We start from the raw sequence: 21,679 nt of genomic DNA, 5'->3' as shown, positions 1-21,679 counted from the left end.
CGGCGGCCGATTCCCCCGCACCGACGGCGACCGTCCCGCCCACCCCGACCACCCCGCCGACTCCCACGTGCGACCCCGCCAAGATCGTGGTCGCCGCCGCGACCGACAAGCCGGTCTACGGGCCCACTGAGAACCCCGTCCTGACGCTCAAGGTCACTAATCAGAACTCGATCCCGTGCCCCGTGAACCTCGGTACCTCCCAGATGGAGTACCTCGTCACAAGCGGCCCGGACCGGATCTTCGACTCGAAGGACTGCCAGGACGGCGCGTCCGATCTCCCGAAGACGATCGCCGCCGGGGCCAGCGAGACAGCGAACTTCCCGTGGCCGCGCACGCGTTCGACCGAGGGGTGCAAGGCCGTCACGGTGAAGCCGCGCCCCGGTCAGTACGTGCTCACCACGTCGCTTGGGGCGACGCAGAGCAAGAAGGCGGTCTTCGAGCTTCAATAACGGTTGTGGGGTCCCGTCCCTCAAGTTGCGGGGTCTTGTTCCCCGCGGCAGCGACCCCGCAACGTCAGAGGAAGCGGTCCAGGAGGCTCGCCTCGGCCATGCGGCTGAGCCCCTCGCGCACGGTGCGAGCGCGCTGCTCGCCGATGCCGTCTACGGTCATGAGGTCCTCGATGGTGGCCGCCATGAGGTTCTGGAGCCCGCCGAAGTGGTCCACGAGCCGGTCCGCGACCGCGCGCGGAACAGGCTTGAGTCCCGTGATGAGCCGATAGCCGCGGGGCTCGACAACGGCGTCGAGCGTCGCCTCGCCGCCCGCGTAGCCGAGGATTCCCGCAATGCGGTTGAGGTCGATGAGGTCCGTCGAGGATAGCCCCGCGAGCGCCTCGACGGCGCCGTCGATCGTCTCCGCGGTCGCCTCGTCGCCCGCGTAGTCACGGATTACGACGTCGCTGCCTGGCCCCCGCCCGACCGTGAGCTCTTCGAGCTGGAGCGAGAGGAGCCTGCCGTCCTCGCCGAGTTCGAGGACGTACTGGCCGATCTCGTCAGAGATGCGGCGCACCATCTCCTGGCGCTGGAGCGTTTGGGCGACGTCGCGCACGGTCACCATGGCCTCGATCTCGAGGGCCGAGAGCGAGTTCGTGACCTGGTCGAGCCGCGCACGGTAGCGCTCGAGCGTCGCGAGCGCCTGGTTCGCGCGGGCGAGCACCTTCTCCGAACCTTCGAGCACGTAGCGGAGGCCGCGGACGTACAAGGCGATGATCTGCATCGACTGGCTCACGGAGATGACCGGAAGTCCGGTTTGGATCGCGACGCGCTCCGCGGTGCGGTGGCGCGTGCCCGATTCGGACGTGGGAATCGTCGAGTCCGGGACGAGGTGGACGGCGGCCCTCAGGATCGTCTTCGCCTCGCGGTCCGTGACGATCGCGCCGTCCATCTTCGCGAGCTCTCGGAGGCGCGTGGGGGAGAAGTCGATGCCGATCTCGAACCCGCCCGAGCAGATGGACTCGACGGTGCGATCGAAACCCAACACGATGAGAGCGCCCGTGCGCCCGCGGAGAATTCGTTCGAGGCCGTCGCGGAGCCCAGTTCCCGGTGCGACCCTGCCCAAGGTGGCGGCTAGCACTTCCTCGGGGCTCCGAGCCATATGACCTTCCCTTTCGCGGCACGACAAAGGCACCCACGCGGGCACTGAGTCCCATGGTATATGCGGGTCCGCTAACGGTTAGCCCCGCTAGACAACGATTCGGCGTCAGGACGGGGTGATGAGGAGACCGAGCGCCTCGGCCACGTGCCCGACCTCGCGCACCGAGAAGCCGTGTGGGATGTCGCCTGGCCCCGTGGGGCTCGCGGGCACGATCGCGTGGGTGAAGCCCAGGCGGTGGGCCTCTTGAATGCGCCGGTTGATTCCGGGCACGGGGCGCACCTCGCCCGCGAGGCCGACCTCGCCGAACGCGATGAGCCGCTGCGGGAGCGCCTGGCGCGTCTTGGCCGAGGCGACCGCGAGGGCCACCGCGAGATCCGTCGCCGGCTCGCTGAGCTTCACGCCGCCCACGGTGGCTACGTAGCTGTCATCCTTGTGGAGCACGCAGCCCGCACGCTGCTGGAGGACCGCGAGCAGCATCGCGACGCGCGAGGAGTCGAGCCCGCTCGTGGCCCGGCGGGGCTGCGCGTTCGTGCTCTCCGCCAGCAGTGACTGAACCTCCGCGAGCAGGGGCCTCCGCCCCTCCAGCGTCACGGTGATACACGTTCCGGACACCGGTTCGCGCGTCCGGGAGACGAACAGCCCGGACGGGTCCGTGACGCTCGTGATCCCCTCCTCGCCGAGGTCGAAGCAGCCCACCTCGTCAGTAGGACCGTAGCGATTCTTGACGGCGCGCAGGAGCCGGAGGCGAGAGTGGCGCTCGCCCTCGAACTGGCACACGACGTCGACGAGGTGTTCGAGGAGCCGTGGGCCCGCGATCGAGCCCTCCTTCGTCACGTGGCCCACGAGGAGCGTCGTCATGTTGCGCCGCTTCGCCGCGGCGATGAGCGACGCCGCGACCTCGCGCACCTGGGAGACCCCGCCAGCGCTGCCCTCGACCTCGGAGCTCGAGAGGGTCTGCACGGAGTCGACCACGAGCAGCCTCGGCTCGAGCTTCTCGACCTGGCCGAGCGCTTGGCCGAGGTCGGTCTCCGCCGAGAGGTAGAGCCCGGACGCGACCGCGCCGATGCGCTCGGCGCGCAGCTTGACCTGCGCCGCGGACTCCTCGCCTGTCACGTACAGCACGCCTCCGGTCCCGGCCGCCGCGACCTTGGCCGCGACGTCGAGCAGGAGAGTCGACTTGCCCACGCCCGGCTCTCCCGCGAGGAGGATCACGGCGCCCGGCACGAGCCCGCCGCCCAGCACCCGGTCGAGTTCGGCGACCTCCGTCGGGAGGAATGCGGCCTCGGTCGCGTCGATCTCGGCAATCAGGCGGGCTGGCTCGCGAACGGAGGCGGCCGCCGTCGTCCGCGCGACGACGCCCCCGACCTCGTCAACGGTGCCCCACGCCTGGCACTCGCCGCAGCGGCCCACCCACTTGGCCGTGGTCCAGCCGCATTCGGCGCAGCGGTAGCCAGCGGCGCCGCGGGAGGACTGGCGTGTGGACGTCTTCGAAGCCATAGCCCAAGGCTAGTTCCGCGCCCCGACATTTCTGGCTAGAGGTCGGGCAAGAGCGCCACGGCGTCGTCGTGTTCGTAGCCGGTGGCCTCGAGGAGGTCCACGATCATGGGCCGCACGAGGATCACGAGCGCCTCGCCCTCGAGCCGCTCAACGTGGAGCTTCTTGGGATGCGCGCGGGAGGCGATGTCCTCGAGCATGAGCCCAGCGCTGCGCAGATTGACCCTGCGCTCCTCGCGGTCCCACGTCGACAGGCCCGCAGCCACGAGGTCGAGGGACTCCGCGGTGTCCGAAAGCAGGTCCGCGATGCTCTCCGCCGCGAGCTCGGACAGGGCCGCGTTATTAATGGTGCTCGTGAGCCGCCGCGCGACCACGCGTCCGTTGCGCATGGCAAGGTCGAGGTATTCGACCGCTCGAGCGAAGTCCTCGATCTCGCCGCGGAAGCGCCGATATGCCGGGGCGATCGTGGCCACCTCGCCCGAGGTCTTGAGGGTCGCGCGGATCGTGTCGACGAGGCCCTGCGAGCCCCTCCCGCGCACGAGCGCGTGCCACGCGCGGGTCGAATCGCTCTCGGTGAGCGCGTCCGCGCATTCCTGGAGCATCGCCGAGAACGCCGCGACGAGCTCTTGGAGGTCCTGCCGCGGCTGAACTCGCGGATCGCGGGGCAGGAGTGCGGTGATGAGCAGCGAGACGAGGCCGCCGACCACGGCGTCGAGGCTGCGCGTGAACGGGCCGCCAACCGGCGCTGGGAGGAGCACCACGAAGAGTGCCTGGATCCCCAGCTGCGTCGCGAAGATGACGCCGCGGTCGAGGAACCGCGCGAAGAGGAGCGAGGCGATGAGGACCACGCCGGCCTGCCAGATCCCGGCGCCGAAGTACGTGACCATGAGGTCGCCGAGCACGATCCCGAGCGTGCAGCCCACCGAGACCTCGAGGACCTTTCGGATGGTCAGATCTCGGCCGAAGCCGAGCGCGATGAGCGCCGATGTGGCCGCGAAGATCGGGCCCACATGGCCCAGGGCGTAGTGCGCGATGAGGTACGCGAGGACGGCGCCCACGGTCATGAGCAGCGCGGGGAGCGCGGAGGCGCGCGTACGGGACCAGCCGGCCCTGGCCCGTTCGCGGGCGAGCTTCGAAATCCCGGCCACCCGCGCGCGTGCCGCTGCGCCCGGCGTTGTCACGTCGGCCTGCGAGGTGTCCATACAGGCAGTTTAAGGAGGCGGCGCGGACAGCAACGAACGACGGCGGAGCGTGCCATGGCGTTCACCGAACCTTTGCCGTGGGTTGGCTGGATGCTCTTAGTCTCTCAGGGGTGTGATCTGCAAGACTCCCGCGCGACAAGTCAACCGAACTCCGTCTCTCGTTAACCTCCCGTTCACTCGGCCCGACGAGTCTCTTTACCTGCGAACCCTAGGTTCGAGCCAGTACGACTCGTACGCACCTGCTGGGAAAGCGCTCTTCGCACGGGCGCACCTCAAACACCCTGGAAGGGGTTAAATTCGTGAAGGCTAACCGTTTCGGCCGCCTCTCGGCCGTTGCTCTCGTTGCGGCTGGTGCGCTTGCGCTGTCCGCGTGTGGGTCCGACAACGCGACCAACTCCGGCTCGAGCGCCTCGTCGACGCCCTCGGGCCCCAAGGTCACGGGCACGCTCACGGGCGGCGGCTCGACCGCTCAGTCCGCAGCCATCGACGCGTGGAAGCAGGGCTTCACCGCCGCGAACTCTGGCGCTTCGGTCCAGTACAACCCGGTTGGCTCCGGCGCTGGCCGCAAGACCTTCATCGCGGGCGGCTCGCAGTTCGCCGGCTCGGACGCGGCCATGACCGCCGACGAGCTCAAGCAGGCTCAGACGCAGTGCGGTTCCGACGGTGCGCTCGACCTCCCGGTGTACATCTCCCCGATCGCGGTGGCGTACAACCTCCCGGGCGTCAGCAACCTGAACCTCAGCGCTGACACGATCGCGAAGATCTTCAAGGGCCAGATCAACAAGTGGAACGACCCGGCCATCGCCGCGGACAACTCCGGTGTGAACCTGCCTGACCTGAAGATCACGCCGGTCCACCGTTCGGACGATTCCGGCACCACGCAGAACTTCACCGAGTACCTCGCCGCGGCCGCCCCGTCGACTTGGACCGACAAGTCCAGCCAGACCTGGCCGGCCTCGCTCGCGGGCGAGAACGCTAAGGGCACCGACGGCGTCGTCAAGACGGTCACGAGCACGCAGGGTGCGGTCGCCTACTCGGACGACTCCGCGGTGAGCGGCTCGCTCGGCAAGGCCAAGATCAAGGTCGGCAGCTCGTGGGTTGCCATCTCCGCCGAGGGCGCGGCGAAGGCTGTCGAGCTGTCGAAGCCGGCCGATGGCCGCGCGACGAACGACCTCGCGCTCAGCCTCGACCGGAAGACGACCGATTCCTCGGCCTACCCGATCGTCCTCGTCTCCTACCACGTGGTGTGCGCCGCGTACAAGGACCAGGCGACGGTCGACCTCGTGAAGGCGTGGGAGAACTACGTCGTGTCGGACGCCGGCCAGAAGGCTGCCGCCTCCGCCGCGAAGAGCGCGCCGCTCTCCTCGGCGCTGGCCGCCAAGGCCAAGGCTGCGATCGACTCCATCAAGGTCAAGTCCTAATCGAAGTCGGAGTAACGCGATGCCCGCCCCGGTACTTGAACCGGGGCGGGCCTTGCGCTGGATGGAAGAATGATGAGTCAGAAGACGAAAGCTGCTGACCAGACTGCCCGAGCTTTACCCGAGGGGCCTGATGTGACCACCACCGAGACCAAGACCTCCGAGCAGTTCGGGGGAGCCCGCAAGCTGTCGTCGCGAGAAGGCGCAGCGGGGGACAAGATCTTCTCCGGGATGGCACTCGCGTCGGGTGCCATCATCCTAGCGGTCCTCGTCGCGGTCGCGGTGTTCCTCCTGGTCCAGGCCTTCCCCGCGCTCGTCGCGCCGCAGAGCCAGATCGCCGACGGCAAGGGCTTCTGGGCGTACATCGTCCCGCTCGTCATCGGCACCGTGATCGCCGCGGCGATAAGCCTCCTCGTCGCCACCCCCATCTCGATCGGCGTCGCCCTCTTCATCTCGCATTACGCGCCGCGGCGCCTCGCGCAGATTCTCGGGTACATCATCGACCTGCTCGCTGCGATCCCGTCGGTCATCTTCGGCGCGTGGGGCATCTCCTTCCTCGCGCCGGCGCTCGTGCCCGGCTACAACTGGTTCGCCTCTGCGCTCGGGTGGATCCCGATCTTCGCCGGGCCCGCGTCGGCCACCGGCAAGACGCTTCTCACGGTGTCGATTGTGCTCGCCGTCATGGTCATCCCGATCATTACCTCTGTCTGCCGCGAGATCTTCCTCCAGACCCCCAAGCTCCACGAGGAGGCCGCCCTCGCGCTCGGCGCGACGCGCTGGGAGATGATCCGCATGGCCGTCCTGCCGTTCGCTCGGCCGGGCATCATCAGCGCCATCATGCTCGGCCTGGGGCGCGCGCTCGGCGAGACCATGGCGGTTGCGCTCGTGCTGTCCTCGGGCCCGCTCATCGCGAGCCTCATCCAGTCCGGCAACCAGACGATCGCGGCGGACATTGCGCTCAACTTCCCCGAGGCGAGCGGCCTGAGCCTCAACCAGCTCATCGCGGCGGGCCTCGTGCTCTTCGTCTTCACCCTCGCGGTCAACATCGTGGCCCGGTGGATCATCAGCCGCCACAAGGAATTCTCGGGAGCGAACTGACATGACTGCCATCGCGACTCCGCGCCGCCGCACCCCGCTCACCCGCAACCGCCTGCCGCGCATCGCGCCGTGGGCCTCGGTCGTCGTCGGCCTCGTCGTGGGCGCGGCGCTCTCGACCCTCATCGGCTTCAACCTGTTCGGCTGGGGAGTCTTCGCGGCCATCGCGTTCACGGTCGTCTACGTCGCGTGGAGCGCCGCGGTCGAGGGCGGCCGCAAGGCCCGCGACAAGTTCGCGACGTGCCTCGTGATCGGCGCGTTCATCATCGTGGTCCTCCCGCTCTTCTCCGTGCTCTGGACCGTGCTCGAGGGCGGCATCAAGGGCCTCCTCACGCCGGGCTTCCTCGGCACGTCGATGAACGGCGTGAGCGGCATCCAGGACAACCAGTCCGTGGACAACGGCGGGAAGGTGCTCGGCGGCATCTACCACGCGATCATCGGCACGCTGCTCATTACGCTGTGGTCGACGGTCATCTCGGTCCCGATCGGCCTGCTCACCTCGATCTACCTCGTCGAGTACAGCCGGGGCGGCCGCCTCGCGCAGGCGATCACGCTCTTCGTCGACGTCATGACGGGCATCCCCTCGATCGTCGCCGGCCTCTTCGCTGCGGCGCTCTTCGCCACGATCTTCGGGCCGGGCACCCAGACGGGCTTCGTCGCCGCCGTCGCGCTCACCGTGCTCATGATCCCGGTGGTGGTGCGGTCGAGCGAGGAAATGCTCCGGATCGTCCCGAACGAGCTTCGCGAGGCCGCGTATGCCCTCGGCGTGCGGAAGTGGCGCACGATCCTCAAGGTCGTGGTCCCGACCGCGATCTCCGGTATTGCGTCCGGCGTGACGCTCGCCATCGCGCGCGTCATCGGCGAGACCGCGCCGATCCTCCTCACGGCCGGCTTCGCGACGAAGATCAACTTCAACGTGTTCGCGAACTGGATGGCGTCGCTCCCCACGTACATCTACTTCCAGATCCTCAACCCGACGTCCCCGTCGAACCCCGGGCCCAGCCTTCAGCGTGCCTGGGGCGCCGCACTCGTCCTCATCATCTTCGTGATGCTCCTGAACCTCATCGCGCGGCTCGTGGCACGTATGTTCGCCCCGAAGGCCGGACGCTGACCGACGCCCTGATCGACCGCACCAACCGAAGGAAATCATGTCCAAGCGAATCGACGTCAAGGACCTGAACGTCTACTACGGCAACTTCCGTGCCGTCGAGGGCGTCTCGATCAACATCGAAGCGCGCTCCGTCACGGCGTTCATCGGCCCGTCGGGCTGCGGCAAGTCGACGTTCCTCCGCACGCTCAACCGCATGCACGAGGTGCTCCCGGGTGCGCGCGTCGAGGGTCAGGTGCTCCTCGACGGGGACGACCTCTACGGGCCCGGCGTCGACCCGGTCGCCGTGCGCACGCACGTGGGCATGGTGTTCCAGCGCCCGAACCCGTTCCCCACGATGTCCATCCGCGACAACGTGCTCGCGGGCGTCAAGCTCAACGGCAAGAAGCTCTCCCGTTCGGACTCCGACGCGATCGTCGAATCGTCGCTGCTCGGCGCGAACCTGTGGAACGAGGTCAAGGACCGCCTGGACAAGCCGGGCTCCGGCCTCTCGGGCGGCCAGCAGCAGCGCCTGTGCATCGCGCGCGCCATCGCGGTGAAGCCGGACGTGATCCTCATGGACGAGCCCTGCTCGGCACTCGACCCGATCTCCACGCTCGCGGTCGAAGACCTCATCAACGAGCTCAAGGAGCAGTACACGGTCGTCATCGTGACGCACAACATGCAGCAGGCCGCGCGCGTGTCGGACAAGACGGCGTTCTTCAACATCGCCGGCACGGGCAAGCCGGGCAAGCTCATCGAGTACGCGGACACCACTGCGATCTTCAACAACCCCAAGGAAAAGGCGACCGAGGACTACGTCTCCGGCCGCTTCGGGTGATCGGCAGCCCAGATCGCCAGTGGCCAGATCGCCAGTGGCCAGGTCACCAGCGGCCCAGATCGCGGGGGATCAGGGGGTCAGTGGCTCAGTGGGTCCAGCGCGAGCGCGAAGACGAAGCCTAGCGCCGCCGTCGCGAGCGGAGTGAGGATCCAGAACGCGATGAGCCGGGCGAGCAGCCTGCCGTTGACGGATCCGAACTTCTGATTCGTGCCCGCCCCGAGGATCGAGGCCGTCACGGTGTGGGTGGTCGAGAGGGGCCAACGCAGCCAGATCGCCCCGAAGAACAGCATGATCGTCGAGACGAGCTGCGCCACGAATCCCCTCAGGGGGTCCGTGCGCACGAGCCGGTGGCTCAGCGTGTACGTGATGCGCCAGCCGCCGAAGAGAGTCCCGGCGCCCAGCGCGAGCGCCGCGAGGGCGACGATCCACATGGGGACCGCCTGCCAGTCCCCGTGGGAGCCGAGCGTCGCGAGCACGAGGACCGCGATGATGCGCTGACCGTCCTGGAGCCCGTGCCCGAACGCGACGGCGGCCGTCCCGACGGATTGGGTTGCCCGCAGCGCCCGGTGCGCCTCGTTGGGCTGGCTGTAGCGCACGAGCCATGTGACGAAGCTCGTGAGGAAGAACGCGACGCCGAACGCGAGCAGCGGCGAGACGATGAGCGGGAGCCAGACCTGGATCCACAGGACGCCGGCGAGGTCGCCGGGGCCTGCGTGCCCGCGCAGCGCCGAGCCGATCGTCGCGCCGACGAGCGCCCCGACCAGTGCGTGGGTCGACGACGACGGGTATCCGCGCCACCACAGGAAGACGTTCCACAGGCTCCCGCTCGCCAAGGTGGCGACGAGCACCACAAGGCCGGGGTCGCCGTCGGGCGTTGCGAGCCAACTGCCGCCGAAGTAGGTGAGGAGCCACGCGCTCGTCAGCACGCCGACGACGTTGAACCCCGCGGCGAGGACGACGGCGATGCTCGGCGTGAGCGCGCGGGTGCGGACCGTGAGCCCCACCGCGTTCGATGCGTCCCTGAAGCCGTTGAGGAAGGCAAAGACAGACGCGAACACGATCACCACGGCGGTGAGCGCGATCGTCACGTCACGATTCCTTGACGATGATGCGGCCGACGCTCGCGGCCACACCCCTCAGTGCCTGCGCCGCGCCCTGGAGCGCCCGCGCCATCTCGATCCCGCGTGCGTAGGCGCCGAGCGAGAGTTCTCGCATCGCCTTCGCGCTCCAGACGCGGTGGGTGTGGTCGGCCCGCTTCGCGAGCCGGAGCATCTCGACCCAATAGTCCTCGAGATCGTCGAGGCGTCCGAGTCCCCGCATCGCCGTGACCGTGAGCTCGGCCTGGCGGTTCACGATCTCGAGCTGGTCCGAGGCCTCGCGGGCCAGCCGGTCCAAGCGATTGACCACCGTGATCTCGCCGACGGCGACGAGCTGGTCCATGGCTTGACCGAGCCCCTCGGAGAGCCCAAGGAGGTCCTCGCGCGGCAGCGGATTCACAAAGCTCGTGCGGAGCTGGGTGAGGAGGGCCCGCTGGAGTTCGGACGTACGGGCGTCGATCTTCATGAGCTCTTCGAAGATGCGCTCGTGGTCCTGGCGTCGCGCTCCGAACATCTCGGACAGGACCTGCCCGGCGAGGACGGACTGCTGGGCGATGTCGGCGAGGAGTTCCAGCGCGGCGGTCTCTTGCGGAAAGAGGCGCAGCTTCATGGACTCTCTTCTCGTGCGGGTGGGCGGGCCGGGTGGTCAGAGCCGGCAATCACCGGCAATCCGCATGGTACGCGACATCGGCGAGTCGGTGCATATGCCGCCTCGAGCATTGCGGGAGGCCGCGATCGGACGGTGAGCTCCGCCGTCGTCGTCCACTGAGTGGCCCTCGGGGGCCCGCACGGAGGGCATGGGCAGTCGGCACGGAGGTGCGGTGCCCCGTCCTAGCCTGCAGCGATTGGGGCCTGGACGGGGTCGTCCCACGTCAGGAGCGCAGCCGGACTCCGAGTCCGGCGAACCAGTCACGGAGCACACGGAACCGTGTGGGAGCTGCTCCACGGAGGCCCAAACATCGCGCCACGGAGAGGCCTTGTTGACGTCATAGTGTCAACTTCGGCCACGCGAGTCATCGGGGGGCTGTATGGGGGCAGACAACCTAAGCGAGGTCTTTCGAAGTTGTTTGAGCAGGAAATCGTCCGTGTCCTTGGCTACGCGGCACGGGGCCTTGGTGTGCGCATCGTCGGGCCGGCAGGAAGCGGCCGCACCACGGTGGCCAAAAAAGTAGTCGACGAGCTCGAGGGCCAGGGGGCCAAGGTCTACGGCATCTTCGGCCTTCCGCCGCTCAGTGCGGCGCCGTTCGCCGGGGTGCTCTCGCTGGGGCTTGACCTGAGGTCGCGCGTCGTCGGCATTCTCGGCGTGTCGGATCTCCTGTCCGAGCATCTTGCCCGGCCCGGGAGACGCATTCTCGTGGTGGACGACGTTGAGACCCTCGACCGGGAATCGCTGTCCGTCATCGACATCGTCCAGAAGCGCACGGAGGTCCCCATCATCACGACGATGGGCGATTCCCCGTTCCGCGTGACGATGCCGGCCCTCGCCGTCGGCCGATGGCCACAGGCCACCGTGGCCCTTCCGCCGTTCCGGTACGAGCAGGTCAATTCGCTCATCGCAGAGATGCTGGGAAACCCCGCCGACGTCGACCTGGCGGCCAGCGTGCTCACGAAGTCGGGCGGCAATCTGGGGCTCGCGGTCCGGATCATCGAAACCGCGGTGTTGAGCGAGCAGCTCGTGCTGCGCGACGGGCGGTGGCGCATGAGCGGACCGACGCTCTTCAACGAGCATCTCAACGCGACGATCGAGGCCATGCTCCACGGCCTGGGGCCGGGGGAGTTCCGGGCCCTGAGCACGATGGCGGTGCTCGGCCCGACGCCTGTGGACCGTCTGACCTCCGTGGCGGGGATCGACGCGCTCGACGCCCTCGAGCACCGAGGCCTCGTCTCGGTGGTGCCTGGGCCCGACGGTGTGCTGCTCGGCTCGGTCTTCCCGCCGCTCGTCGAGGACTATCTCACACGGCACATCGCGAGCTCACGGAGGATCCTCGGCAGCACCATCACCAGTGAGTTCGCGCCCTTGGCGATCGGACACGGTGACACCACGGCGGCACCCAGAGCCCGGGCCGGCGCGGCCGAGGCGGCGCTCGCGGCCCTGCGCGCCGAGCTCAAGGGGAACCAGGTGGCGACGTCCCGATACTTCCATCGGCGTCTCGACGCCCTCGAGCAATTCCACTACCGGATCTGGGACTCGGACCGCAGCTTGGCCAACGCCGTCGCGTTCCTACGGGTCTACTGGGGTGCGCCGATCGATCCGCACCGGATCCAAGAGGTCTTCGCCAGCACGAACGTGGCCGAGGGAGATCCGGCCGACCTGCTGTTCTTCACCATGACGCGCGCCCTCTGGACGGTCATGAACGAGGAGGGCGGCCTCGAGAGGGCCAAGGAAATCGTGCGGGAGACCGCCGAGTCTGAACCCACGTGGGCCAGCGAGGCGGAGGCCGCGGCCCTGTTCCTCGAGGCCACCTACAGCGGCGTCCCCGGGGACCTCGACGAGAGGTTCGCGCGGCTCGCGAGCCTCCACCCGAGGAGCGGTCTGGTCGCGGCCGTGCGGGGAGCGATCGAGCTCTACCGCTTCGACCCGCAGGCGGCGCTCGACGCGATTGACTCCGCGGAGGGGTTCGAGAGCCTCCCGCGCTTTGAGCCGTTCATCCGTGGGATGGCCCTGTTCACGAGCGGCCGTATCGACGAGGCCCTCGTCTACGCGCTCGAGCGCCGCCAGGAGGCACTTCGTGCCGTGGATCAGTTCAGCCTCATCACGAGCAGTTACGTCGCTGCGCTGGCCCTGCTGTATCGCGGCTGGTTCGACGAGGGGGAGTACCTCATGGGCTGGGCGTTCTCGCTCCGCCGCCCCGGTTTCCTCGTGGACTCGCTCTACAACGCGATGCTCCGGCTCTCGTCGCTCCGGAGCGCCGGCGAGGTCTCGCTCGGGACGCAGGCGGGCACGGGCGCGGAGACCCCCGATGTGGGTCCGTTCCCGGGGACGGGCAAGGGGTTCTACGAGCTCGTGACAAGGCGCCCGATCACGCTCGATTCGTTCGACGAGACCGCGGCCCGGCTCATGGATGAGGCGCTCGACCGCGGCTACGTCACAGAGGCCGTGATGACCGGGCTTTCCACGCTGTGCCTCCTGCCGTCACACGGCACACTGCGGAGACTCGAGCGGCTGCTCGTCGACTTCGGGAGTGCCCGGCACGAACAGCTCCTCGGGGTCGCCGGAGCCGCGCTGAGCGGTGACCTCAAGCGGCTCGTGGCGGTCCTCGACGACTATCGGCCTGACGAGGACGTGTACCAGACGGCGGTGCTTCTGCGGGGAGCCGCCAGGCGCTATCGGATTCTGGGTGATTCGTCGACGGCCACCGCGATTGAGCGGGCAGCGAACGCGTTCTCCCGGCGGCTGCGCACGGGCGGTCAATACCTCATCCTCGAGCCCGAGGTGGCGGCCTCTGCCCTGACGGCCCGCGAGACGGAGGTTGCGCTCATGGTCGGCCAGAAGAGCAACCAGGAGATCGCCGAGCAGTTCGGGCTCAGCGTCCGCACGGTGGAGAGCCACGTTTCGAACGCGCTCCGCAAGACGGGTGCCACCACGAGGGGCGCGCTCTTCGAGCTCGTGAGGGACATGGTGTCGTAGCGCTTCGTGAGCGGACGACGGCGGGCAAAGAAAAGACCCGCTGTGCGGGTCTTCGAAGAGTAGGAGCGCCGAACCGGGACCGCCTCTCGGCGGAAGGCCGCTCTAGGCGGCTAAGAGTTGGAGCCCGGGGGTGCCGCGGTCCGACGCCACCCTCAGTCTTCTACGGGCTCTCCCAGTAGTCAACCTCGACGCACTCAGTCGAGCTGGCCGCGGCGCCAGGCCTTCGCCGACGCCTCGAGGTCCTCGGCCGTCTTCACGAGCTGGCTGGCGTTCCGTGTGAGCTTCGTCGCATGCGCCGAGTTCGACCATTCGGCGCTGTCCGCGAGGGTCGCCTGGCCGAGTGCAATGACGCGGCAGAAGGCCGCTGAGCGCTCGAGCGCAACGTCGAAGTCGCCGTCGAACGCCCCGGAGAGGATCGCGTCCGCCATGGTTGTCAGCTCCTCCGCGCCCGGAGGCTCCGCCACACCGGCGACGGCGTGCGATACCTGGGCGGTGTCCTTGCCCGCCTTGAAGTAGACCGAGATGCGTTCGGGGTCGCTGCGCGTCGCCGCCCGCAGGGCGTAGAGGCGCCAGAGCGCGCCGGGAAGGGAGCGCGCCGGGCTCTCGGCCCACATCTCGGCGATGGATTCGAGGCCCTGTTCATCGGCGAGGCGGACGAGGCGGCGCGTGACCTCGGGGTCGTCGCTCTCGCGGCCGCGGCGTACGAGCGCTTGGGCGGCGAGGTGCGCGGCCTCCGAGACTCGGGCCGGGTCGGCCCCGCCCGCGAAGGGCTCGAAGTCGATAGGTGCGAAGGGCTTGGGCTTGTGCGGCCGCACTGGGCCAGTTGAGCTTCCGGGGCCTCCTGGGTGCTCGCTCATGCCAAGTACGGTACTCCTCTTGGCTTGGCGGTGCTCATGTCGAGAGGGCGCTCCCAGAACCACTCCGCGCGGCGCGCTGCGCTAGAGTACTAGTGATCGGCTGGCCCGGTCTGGGGCCTTTAGCTCAGTTGGTAGAGCAGCGGACTTTTAATCCGCGGGTCGTGGGTTCGAGACCCACAGGGCCCACCGCTGAAGCCTCGAATCGGCACAGCCTCACGCCGTGCGGCCAATCCACTGCGGCTCGATGAGGCGGCGCCTCACTTGGCCCGCCTCGACCCAGAACTCGCGGGCCGCCTGGTAGTAGGACATCCGCCAGAGCACTTGGACGAGTACATGCCTGTCGGTCCAGGCGAGCGCGAATCCCTTGTCGGTCTGTTCGGGCCGGCCGTCGTCGAACGCGAATCGCACCCACACGGGGATCGACCTGTGGGCGTGGGTGACCTTCCGCGACTCGATCGCGGTTCGGGGCACCAGGAGAGGATCCCGGTCGGGCTCGTCGTGCTGATTCAATGCGCTCACACGCACATGGTCCTGCGACGGACCGACAGTCTGAGGAGTCGGCGGCTCGCTGAGTTCGGCGGTCCGGGAACACGGAGACGGTCGGGTCGCACCACTGAGATCGGGGGCCGGACCTCGTAGTAGGCTGGCCAGAGCGCGCCCGGGCTTGGTGCGAGTGAAAAGTGTCGCGTCCCCCACGTGGCACCTCGGGCGCGCCCCTTTACGCACAGAACGGCCCCCGTCCACAACCGGACGGGGGCCGTTGGCTGTATGGATTCGGCGGAATTACGCGCCCTCGAGCTGCGCCTTGGCCTTCGGCAGGGCGCCGATCTCGGAGTCCATGGTCTTCTGTACCATGCCCGACATGACCAGAGCCTTGAGGCCGGAGAGCTCGGCGGAGAGGCTGAACGTCACTTTCGTGCCGCCGTCGGCCGCTTCGAAGCGGTACTCGCCGTGCGGGCGCACGGGGCCCGAAATCGCCTCGAATGCCACGCGGCTCTCGGGCTCGAACGCCGTGACCTTGACGTCGGCCGGGATGCTGCGCCCGCCCGGCCCCGTGACGGTCTGCTCGTATTGGGCGCCCACGCCGAGCTCGCCGAGCCGCCGGATCGACTTGACCCCCGAGCGCCACTTCGGATCGTTCTCCGCGTCAGAGAAGAATGCGAACACTTCGTTGATTGGCCGGTCAATCACTACGCTGCCCGAGGCCGCGACCTGCTTTGCCATAGTCCAACTCCTCCGTGCCTTGGGTGGCCTGTGGGAAGGTAACAGCGCGGCCACTATGGCGGCATTGTACGTGCGCAGACGAAACAAGTGATGCCCCTCACGGGACCCTCGCCGCCCTTGCGCAGGCGGCGAGCCTTGCCTGCTCGCTCTCGCTGAGCGCGGCGAGGCGATCACGGACCACGTCGGCCGTCACCCAGAGCTCCTCCGCGAGCTCGGCGGGGTGGTGGGTCCAGCGGTAGGCCTCCGCGAGATCATCGATCTGGATCAGTCGCCGCGCCGTCTCCTCCCGCACGTGACGCTCGACGCGCGCGCCCTGGCACCTTGTGTGTCCATGCTCGAGGTGGACCAGCTCATGCGTGAGCGCACACCGGCGCTCCGCCTGTTGCAGGCGCTTGTCGAGCCAGATGCGCGCCCGGCCGTCAGTGCGGCCGGGCGCCCCATCCGGCATGAGGATGAAATGCAGTGTGACGTGGGCCAGTTCGCGCAGTGCCCCCCAAGGACTGAACACCTCATCAGCCTAGGGAGCGGGTCCGACATTCGTGACCCGCCCGTGGGCCGGCCGCCCGCAGGCCGCGGGGGGCGGCCGGCTGTGGGGTCAGCGCTCGAGCCGGAAGCCGAACTTGATCGTGACCTGCCAGTCCGCGACGGTCCCGTTCTCGATGTGCCCGCGGATCGATTGGACCTCGAACCAGTCCAGGTTTCGCACGGTCTGCGAAGCCGTCTCGATCCCGCTCTTGATGGCCTGATCGATGCCATCCGGTGAGGTGCCGACGATCTCCGAAATGCTGTAGGTGTGCCCTGCCATGCTTCCTCCTGACAGTCGGGGGCCGCGCTGGCCCGACGGTGATGGCAGACTATCGCCGTGACCATCCCGAGGCCAGACTCCGGCCAGCCGTCCGGGCTCGCGGGCCAGCCGTCCGGGCTCGCGCCCGCCGAGGATCCGCTCGTGCTCCGGCTGCGCGCCGCGGGCTGCGTCTTCGCCGAGGACGAGGCTCGCCTTCTGCGAGAGGCAGCGGACGACGGCGCCGAGCTCGAGGCGCTTGCAGCGCGCCGGATCGCCGGCGAACCGCTCGAGTCCGTGGTCGGCTGGGCGGAATTCTTCGGCCTGCGCATCGTCGTTGGGCCGGGCGTCTTCGTCCCGCGGAGGCGCAGTGAGCTCGTGGTGCGCGAAGCGGCGAGGCTTGCCGCGGCGGCTGGGGCGGGCGCCGTCGTCGTCGATCTGTGCTGCGGCAGCGGCGCCATCGGCGCGGCCATCGCCAGCGTGATCCATGGGATCGAGCTTCACGCGGCGGACGTCGACCCCGTGGCGGTGGGGGTCGCGCGCCGCAACACCGCCCCGTTCGGCGGGCGTGCCCACACGGGCGACCTTTTCGCCGCGCTTCCCGCGAGCCTTCGCGGCCGCGTAACCGTCATCGCCGCCAACGCGCCGTACGTGCCCAGCGCGGAGATCGCGCTCATGCCGCCCGAGGCGCGCGATTACGAGCCTCTCGCCGCGCTTGACGGCGGCGCCGATGGACTCGACCTCCACCGCCGCATCGCCGCCAGCGCAGGGGAGTGGCTTGCCCCGGGCGGAGCGTTGCTCATCGAGACGAGCAAGCACCAGGCGCCGACGACGGCGGCGATCCTCACCGCTGCGGGCTTCGCCGTGCGGATCGAGCGCGATCCCGAGATTGGCGGGACTGTCGCGATCGCTCACCGGTGAGAACCCGGCAAAGCGCCACGCCCACGCCGCGCCAAACCTTCGCGCTCCTTCCGCGAGGTGCCTAGGGTGGGATGGGGAGAGGAGACCCATGAGCGAGCGACCTGAGACGCCGCCGTCAGTGCCCGGCGAGGGTGACGCACGGGGAAGCCAGCGGCCCGAGCCGCCAAAGACCGGGCCCGCGCCCGAGAAGCGCGAACCGACGCCCGCGAAGAGGGAGCCCACGCCCGCGAGGCACCAGCCTGGCGTGACGCGCGCCGGGGCGGTGTGGGCCTCGGTTGTCGCGGGCCTCGCGGTGTTCGTGCTGTTGATCGTGTTCTTCATCCAGAACCAGGACCAGGTGCGGGTGCGCTTCCTCGGGCTGGACGGCAACGTGCCGCTCGCACTAGCGCTCCTCATCGCCGCCGTGGCCGGTGGAATCATCGTGGCGATCGCGGGCGGCGTGCGCATCCTGCAGCTGCGGGTGACCGCTCGTCGGGCCGCTCGCCGAAAGCCTGGAGCCTGACTCGGCCCTGAACGCGCGCGAGCACCCGGCCCCATGTGGGGCCGGGTGCTCGTGGTGAGTTGCCGGCTTTAGCTGTGACTCAGGACGATGGCCGCGTTGTGCCCGCCGAAGCCGAACGAGTTCACGATCGCCGCACGCGAGGGAAGCTCGCGCTTGACGTTGGCGACGACGTCGAGCTTGATCGCCGGGTCGAGCCGGTTGACGTTGATCGTGGGCGGGATGACGCCCTCGCGAAGAGCCATGATGGACGCGATGGCGCTGAGCGAGCCGGACGCGCCGAGGAGGTGGCCCGTCATCGCCTTCGTCGACGTCACCGGCGCGTGGATCCCGGTCTCGGCCAGCGCGTCCGCCTCGTTGATGTCGCCGGTCGGCGTGGACGTCGCGTGCGCGTGGACGAAGTCGATGTCCCCAGGCGCGAGGTCCGCCGAGCGGAGCGCAAGGTTCATGGTGCGGGCCTGGTTCGAAGGGTCCGCCCCCACGATGTCGAAGGCGTCCGAGGTCACGGCCGCGCCGTCCACGAAGGCGAAGATCTCGGCGCCGCGCGCGCGGGCGTGCGATTCGCGCTCGAGCACGAGCAGCGCCGCGCCCTCGCCCAGCACGAAGCCGTCGCGGTCCGCGTCGAATGGCCGGGACGCGGCCTGCGGATCCTCGTTGCGCTTCGAGAGGGCGCGGATCTGGCCGAACGCGGCAAGGGTGAGGCCCGTGATCGCGGCCTCGCTGCCGCCGGCGACGACGATGTCCGCGCTGCCGGCGAGGATCATCTCGCGCCCCATCGCGATGGCCTCCGCGCCCGAGGCGCACGCGCTCGTGGGAGTCCGGGCGCCCGCCTTGGCGCCGAGATCGATCGAGAGCCAGGCCGCGGGGCCGTTGCCCATGAGCATCGTCACGGTGTGCGGCGAGACGCGCCGCGGGCCCGAACCTTCGAGCACGTGCTCCTGCGCGATGGTCGTGGTGATACCGCCGATTCCGGTGCCGACGACGACGCCGAGGCGCTCGCCCTCGATCTCGGGACGTCCCGCCATCTCCCACGCCTCGCGGCCGGCCACGAGGGCGAACTGCTCGCACCGGTCAAGTCGCTTGATCTCCCGCACGGCGAGCGATTCTGCGAACGTTTCCGGGACGGTTCCGGCGATGCGGGTGGGGAGCTGCGCGGCCCAAGCGTCCTCGAGCGCCGAAACGCCCGAACGGCCCTCGCGGAGGGCCTCCCAGGTCGACGGCGCATCGGTCCCGAGGGGGCTGACGGCCCCGAAACCGGTGATAGCAATGCGATCCATGGTCTTAGTATTCCCGTTGAGGCACGTTTTAGGCGGTGTCGGAGCGATCAACAGCCGCGTGATGGATTTGGTGGGATCCTACAGTTCCACGGGCTGACGGGGTCGAACGACCTGTGCATCTTTGTGTCCGATCAACAAACGACGGTGGTGCATGACACCCCGGACTAGGCTGTAGCCATGACGACGGCCCTCATTACCGGCGCGAGCGCGGGCCTCGGTGCCGAGTTTGCCCGACAGCTCGCAGCGCAAGGCCACTCGCTCGTCCTCGTCGCGCGGGACGGGGGCCGCCTCGAGCAGGCCGCCGCGGAGCTCCGCTCGCGGACCGGGGTCGAGGTCGAGGTGCTCCCCGCGGACCTGACCGATCCCACCCAGCTCGCCGCCGTCGTCGACCGCGTGGGCGACCCCGCGCGGCCGGTGGGGATGCTCGTCAACAACGCAGGGATCGGGCTCCTCCACGACTTCGACAGGAATCCGCTCGAGGACGAGATCCGGCACCTCCGTCTGCACGTCGAGGCGACCCTGAGTCTGTGCCATGCGGCGCTGCGCGCCATGTCGGAGCGACGCGAGGGGCGGATCATCAACGTCGCGTCTGTGGCGGCGTTCGTGCCCCGCGGCAGCTACTCGGCGGCGAAGGCATGGACCCTCGCCTTCAGCCGCTGGGCCAACATGCATTACAAGCACGACGGCGTGCTCGTCACCGCGCTCTGCCCCGGCTTCGTCCACACCGAGTTTCACGAGCGCATGGGCATGACCACGCGCTTCATCCCGCCGTTCATGTGGCTGCGCGCCGAGCGTGTGGTGCGGGACGGCCTGCTCGATAACCTGCGCGGCAAGGGCGTCTCGGTACCGTCGCGGCGCTACAAGTCGATCGTGCTCCTCACGCGCGTGCTGCCCGGCCGGGTCCTGCAGGGTCCGCGCCGCCGCCCGAAGGGCTGACCCGGACGGCGTCAGAGGTTCTTCGGCGGGAGCTCCAGGAGCCGGATCGGATGGCCGGCCACGAACGCTGCGATGTCCTCGACCGCGTCGCGATAGAACACCTCGTACTGCTCGCGCGTCACGTAGCCGATGTGCGGCGTCAAGATGGTGCGCGGGGCGGTCCGGAACGGGTGGTCCGCGGGGAGGGGCTCGACGTCGAACACGTCGAGCGCCGCGAGGCCGAGCCGCCCGCCGCTGAGCGCGTCGAGCAGGGCCCCCTCGTCGACGATCGGCCCTCGCGACGTGTTCACGAGGATCGAGCCGGGCTTCATGAGGGCGAGCTCGTCCGCGCCGACGAGGCCGCGCGAGCGCTTCGACAGCACGAGGTGGATCGTGAGGATGTCCGCGGTCGCGAACAGCTCTTCCTTCTCGACCCGCCGCACGCCGACCTCGGCGGCGCGCTCGTCCGTGAGGTTCTGGCTCCACGCGACCACGTCCATGCCGAACGCGAGGCCCACCCTCGCGACGCGAGAGCCGAGATTCCCGAGGCCCAGCACGCCGAGCCGCGCACCCTCGAGGCCCCGCCCCACCGTGGTCTGCCAGCCGCCGGACGCGATCGCGCCGAGTTCGACGTCGAGGCGCCGCGTCGCCGCGTGGATGAGCGCCCACGTGTGCTCGGCGGCCGGGGAGGGGAGGTAGCCTGTGTGGCACACGGTGATCCCCCGGGCCGCGGTGGCCTTGAGGTCGATCGACGCGTTGCGGCGGCCCGTCGAGATGATGAGCTTGAGGTCGGGGAGGCGCGCGAGGCGATCCGCCGAGAGCGGCGTCCGCTCGCGCATCGCGACGATCGCGTCGTACCCCGAAAGGGCGGCGACCACGCCGTCGTCGTCCTGGCCCCGGTGCTCCGTGAAGAAGGTGACGTCGGCGCCAAGTGAATCCCAGTCGGCCAGCGAGGCGGCCACGCCCTGATAGTCGTCGAGGACAGCGATTCTCATGGGCACCAGCCTAAGCGGGCCCGGGCTAGGATCGGCGGGTGAGCGCCCGAAAAGACAGCACCCGGCCCCGGCTGACCGAACTACGGCTCGAGGGCCTCGTGCCCGGCTATGCGGGCGACACCGGGCCGGGGGAGCGCACCGAGGGTCTGGCGTTCGACGGCGCCGACCTCGCCGGCCGCCGTTTGACCGAGGCCGCCTTCGTCGAGTGCACCCTCTCTGACGTCTCGATGCATGAGGCCGACCTCACGGGCGCCTCCTTCGTGGAGACCCGCATCGAGCGGCTCGGCGCCCCGAGCTTCTCGGCGCCCCGCTCGCGGTTCCGCGACGTCGAGCTCGAAGCATCCCGCATCGGCTCGGCTGAACTGTACGACTCGACCTGGGACAGCGTCGCGGTGCGCGGCTGCAAGCTCGGCTTCGTCAACCTCCGGGCAGCCCAGCTCGCGGACGTCCTGTTCGTGGACTGCGCCATCGAGGAACTGGACCTCGGGCGGGCGAGCGCGACGCGCGTGGCGTTCGAGGGGTGCACCCTCGACGCGCTCGACGTGACGGCGGCCCAGCTTCGCAACGTGGACCTCCGCGGAGCGCGCCTAGGGCGTGTGGGCGGGATCGAGGGCCTCCGCGGGGCGACCGTGAGCCCGTTCCAGGCCGCCGAACTCGCGGAGATCATGGCCGAGCACCTCGGGATCGCCGTCCGCGACTGAGCCGCCTAAGAGCGCAACGCGAGGTGCTGCAACGCGAGGTGCTGCAACGCGAGGTGC

At 69.3% G+C, this 21,679-nt stretch carries 21 protein-coding genes, 1 tRNA gene and 1 pseudogene; 11 read left to right on the top strand and 12 right to left on the bottom strand.

The window, feature by feature from the left end; translation table 11 throughout:
* Positions 1 to 449 (top strand): annotated as a pseudogene (locus tag ACLN58_RS06220) (hypothetical protein); the annotation flags it as partial.
* Between the two features lie 64 nt (positions 450 to 513).
* Here the strand turns inward: ACLN58_RS06220 and disA are convergent.
* The 3 genes from disA to ACLN58_RS06205 form a co-directional block, all read right to left on the bottom strand.
* Entirely contained in the window at positions 514 to 1,590 is a 1,077-nt protein-coding gene (disA, locus tag ACLN58_RS06215) for a DNA integrity scanning diadenylate cyclase DisA (RefSeq protein ID WP_415854398.1), read from the bottom strand.
* A 105-nt stretch (positions 1,591 to 1,695) separates the two neighbouring features.
* Entirely contained in the window at positions 1,696 to 3,087 is a 1,392-nt protein-coding gene (gene radA / locus ACLN58_RS06210; protein WP_415854397.1) for a DNA repair protein RadA, read from the bottom strand.
* Between the two features lie 35 nt (positions 3,088 to 3,122).
* Positions 3,123 to 4,286 carry an FUSC family protein gene (locus ACLN58_RS06205; RefSeq protein WP_415854396.1) on the bottom strand — a complete coding sequence of 388 codons (1,164 nt, stop codon included), beginning with the start codon at positions 4,284 to 4,286 and terminating at the stop codon, positions 3,123 to 3,125.
* 299 nt (positions 4,287 to 4,585) lie between these two features.
* Here ACLN58_RS06205 and pstS point away from each other — a divergent pair, with 299 nt between their 5' ends.
* The 4 genes from pstS to pstB all read left to right on the top strand — a co-directional run bounded on the left by pstS (position 4,586) and on the right by pstB (position 8,727).
* Entirely contained in the window at positions 4,586 to 5,707 is a 1,122-nt protein-coding gene (gene pstS / locus ACLN58_RS06200) for a phosphate ABC transporter substrate-binding protein PstS (protein WP_415854395.1), read from the top strand.
* A 228-nt stretch (positions 5,708 to 5,935) separates the two neighbouring features.
* Complete coding sequence (pstC, locus tag ACLN58_RS06195) at positions 5,936 to 6,802, top strand: phosphate ABC transporter permease subunit PstC (protein ID WP_415854400.1); 867 nt, start codon at positions 5,936 to 5,938, stop codon at positions 6,800 to 6,802.
* A gap of 1 nt (position 6,803) precedes the next feature.
* A complete protein-coding gene (pstA, locus tag ACLN58_RS06190; protein WP_415854394.1) occupies positions 6,804 to 7,910 on the top strand; it encodes a phosphate ABC transporter permease PstA in 1,107 nt (368 codons plus the stop codon).
* 37 nt (positions 7,911 to 7,947) lie between these two features.
* Complete coding sequence (pstB, locus tag ACLN58_RS06185; protein ID WP_415854393.1) at positions 7,948 to 8,727, top strand: phosphate ABC transporter ATP-binding protein PstB; 780 nt, start codon at positions 7,948 to 7,950, stop codon at positions 8,725 to 8,727.
* Between the two features lie 77 nt (positions 8,728 to 8,804).
* Here pstB and ACLN58_RS06180 read toward each other — a convergent pair whose 3' ends face one another.
* Positions 8,805 to 9,815, bottom strand: a complete 1,011-nt coding sequence (locus tag ACLN58_RS06180; protein WP_415854392.1) for an inorganic phosphate transporter — start codon at positions 9,813 to 9,815, stop codon at positions 8,805 to 8,807.
* Position 9,816: 1 nt separating this feature from the next.
* The gene (locus ACLN58_RS06175; protein ID WP_415854391.1) at positions 9,817 to 10,434 is read right to left on the bottom strand and encodes a nuclease PIN; all 618 of its coding nucleotides are present in this window, start codon (positions 10,432 to 10,434) and stop codon (positions 9,817 to 9,819) included.
* Positions 10,435 to 10,887: 453 nt separating this feature from the next.
* On the opposite strand from ACLN58_RS06175, the gene ACLN58_RS06170 reads away from it, so the two are divergent.
* Positions 10,888 to 13,452: a LuxR C-terminal-related transcriptional regulator gene (locus ACLN58_RS06170; RefSeq protein WP_415854390.1), complete on the top strand. Its 2,565-nt coding sequence runs from the start codon at positions 10,888 to 10,890 to the stop codon at positions 13,450 to 13,452.
* A gap of 194 nt (positions 13,453 to 13,646) precedes the next feature.
* On the opposite strand, the gene ACLN58_RS06165 is transcribed toward ACLN58_RS06170, so the two are convergent.
* A complete protein-coding gene (locus ACLN58_RS06165; protein ID WP_415854389.1) occupies positions 13,647 to 14,309 on the bottom strand; it encodes a hypothetical protein in 663 nt (220 codons plus the stop codon).
* A 113-nt stretch (positions 14,310 to 14,422) separates the two neighbouring features.
* On the opposite strand from ACLN58_RS06165, the gene ACLN58_RS06160 reads away from it, so the two are divergent.
* Positions 14,423 to 14,495 (top strand) — tRNA-Lys (locus ACLN58_RS06160).
* 27 nt (positions 14,496 to 14,522) lie between these two features.
* On the opposite strand, the gene ACLN58_RS06155 is transcribed toward ACLN58_RS06160, so the two are convergent.
* The 4 genes from ACLN58_RS06155 to ACLN58_RS06140 form a co-directional block, all read right to left on the bottom strand.
* On the bottom strand, positions 14,523 to 14,828 hold the full coding sequence (locus ACLN58_RS06155; RefSeq protein ID WP_415854388.1) for a hypothetical protein: 306 nt from the start codon (positions 14,826 to 14,828) through the stop codon (positions 14,523 to 14,525).
* A gap of 264 nt (positions 14,829 to 15,092) precedes the next feature.
* Positions 15,093 to 15,533 (bottom strand): SRPBCC family protein, encoded by a 441-nt coding sequence (locus ACLN58_RS06150; protein WP_415854387.1) that lies wholly within the window; start codon positions 15,531 to 15,533, stop codon positions 15,093 to 15,095.
* 97 nt (positions 15,534 to 15,630) lie between these two features.
* Positions 15,631 to 16,041 carry an ImmA/IrrE family metallo-endopeptidase gene (locus ACLN58_RS06145; RefSeq protein WP_415854386.1) on the bottom strand — a complete coding sequence of 137 codons (411 nt, stop codon included), beginning with the start codon at positions 16,039 to 16,041 and terminating at the stop codon, positions 15,631 to 15,633.
* A gap of 87 nt (positions 16,042 to 16,128) precedes the next feature.
* Positions 16,129 to 16,338: a dodecin gene (locus tag ACLN58_RS06140; protein ID WP_415854385.1), complete on the bottom strand. Its 210-nt coding sequence runs from the start codon at positions 16,336 to 16,338 to the stop codon at positions 16,129 to 16,131.
* Positions 16,339 to 16,479: 141 nt separating this feature from the next.
* Between ACLN58_RS06140 and ACLN58_RS06135 the strand changes: the two genes are divergently transcribed.
* Complete coding sequence (locus tag ACLN58_RS06135) at positions 16,480 to 17,235, top strand: putative protein N(5)-glutamine methyltransferase (RefSeq protein ID WP_415854399.1); 756 nt, start codon at positions 16,480 to 16,482, stop codon at positions 17,233 to 17,235.
* Positions 17,236 to 17,323: 88 nt separating this feature from the next.
* A complete protein-coding gene (locus ACLN58_RS06130; RefSeq protein WP_415854384.1) occupies positions 17,324 to 17,737 on the top strand; it encodes a LapA family protein in 414 nt (137 codons plus the stop codon).
* Positions 17,738 to 17,805: 68 nt separating this feature from the next.
* Here ACLN58_RS06130 and ACLN58_RS06125 read toward each other — a convergent pair whose 3' ends face one another.
* Entirely contained in the window at positions 17,806 to 19,011 is a 1,206-nt protein-coding gene (locus ACLN58_RS06125; RefSeq protein WP_415854383.1) for a beta-ketoacyl-[acyl-carrier-protein] synthase family protein, read from the bottom strand.
* 177 nt (positions 19,012 to 19,188) lie between these two features.
* Between ACLN58_RS06125 and ACLN58_RS06120 the strand changes: the two genes are divergently transcribed.
* A complete protein-coding gene (locus ACLN58_RS06120; RefSeq protein ID WP_415854382.1) occupies positions 19,189 to 19,947 on the top strand; it encodes an SDR family NAD(P)-dependent oxidoreductase in 759 nt (252 codons plus the stop codon).
* An 11-nt stretch (positions 19,948 to 19,958) separates the two neighbouring features.
* Here ACLN58_RS06120 and ACLN58_RS06115 read toward each other — a convergent pair whose 3' ends face one another.
* Positions 19,959 to 20,921, bottom strand: coding sequence for a D-2-hydroxyacid dehydrogenase family protein (locus tag ACLN58_RS06115; protein ID WP_415854381.1), 963 nt, complete (start codon positions 20,919 to 20,921; stop codon positions 19,959 to 19,961).
* Positions 20,922 to 20,959: 38 nt separating this feature from the next.
* Here ACLN58_RS06115 and ACLN58_RS06110 point away from each other — a divergent pair, with 38 nt between their 5' ends.
* Positions 20,960 to 21,622, top strand: a complete 663-nt coding sequence (locus ACLN58_RS06110) for a pentapeptide repeat-containing protein (protein WP_415854380.1) — start codon at positions 20,960 to 20,962, stop codon at positions 21,620 to 21,622.
* Positions 21,623 to 21,679: the final 57 nt, after the last annotated feature.

Source organism: Sinomonas sp. G460-2, from assembly GCF_047759905.1.
Lineage (GTDB): Bacteria > Actinomycetota > Actinomycetes > Actinomycetales > Micrococcaceae > Sinomonas.
This window is presented reverse-complemented; position numbering and strand designations above follow the sequence as displayed.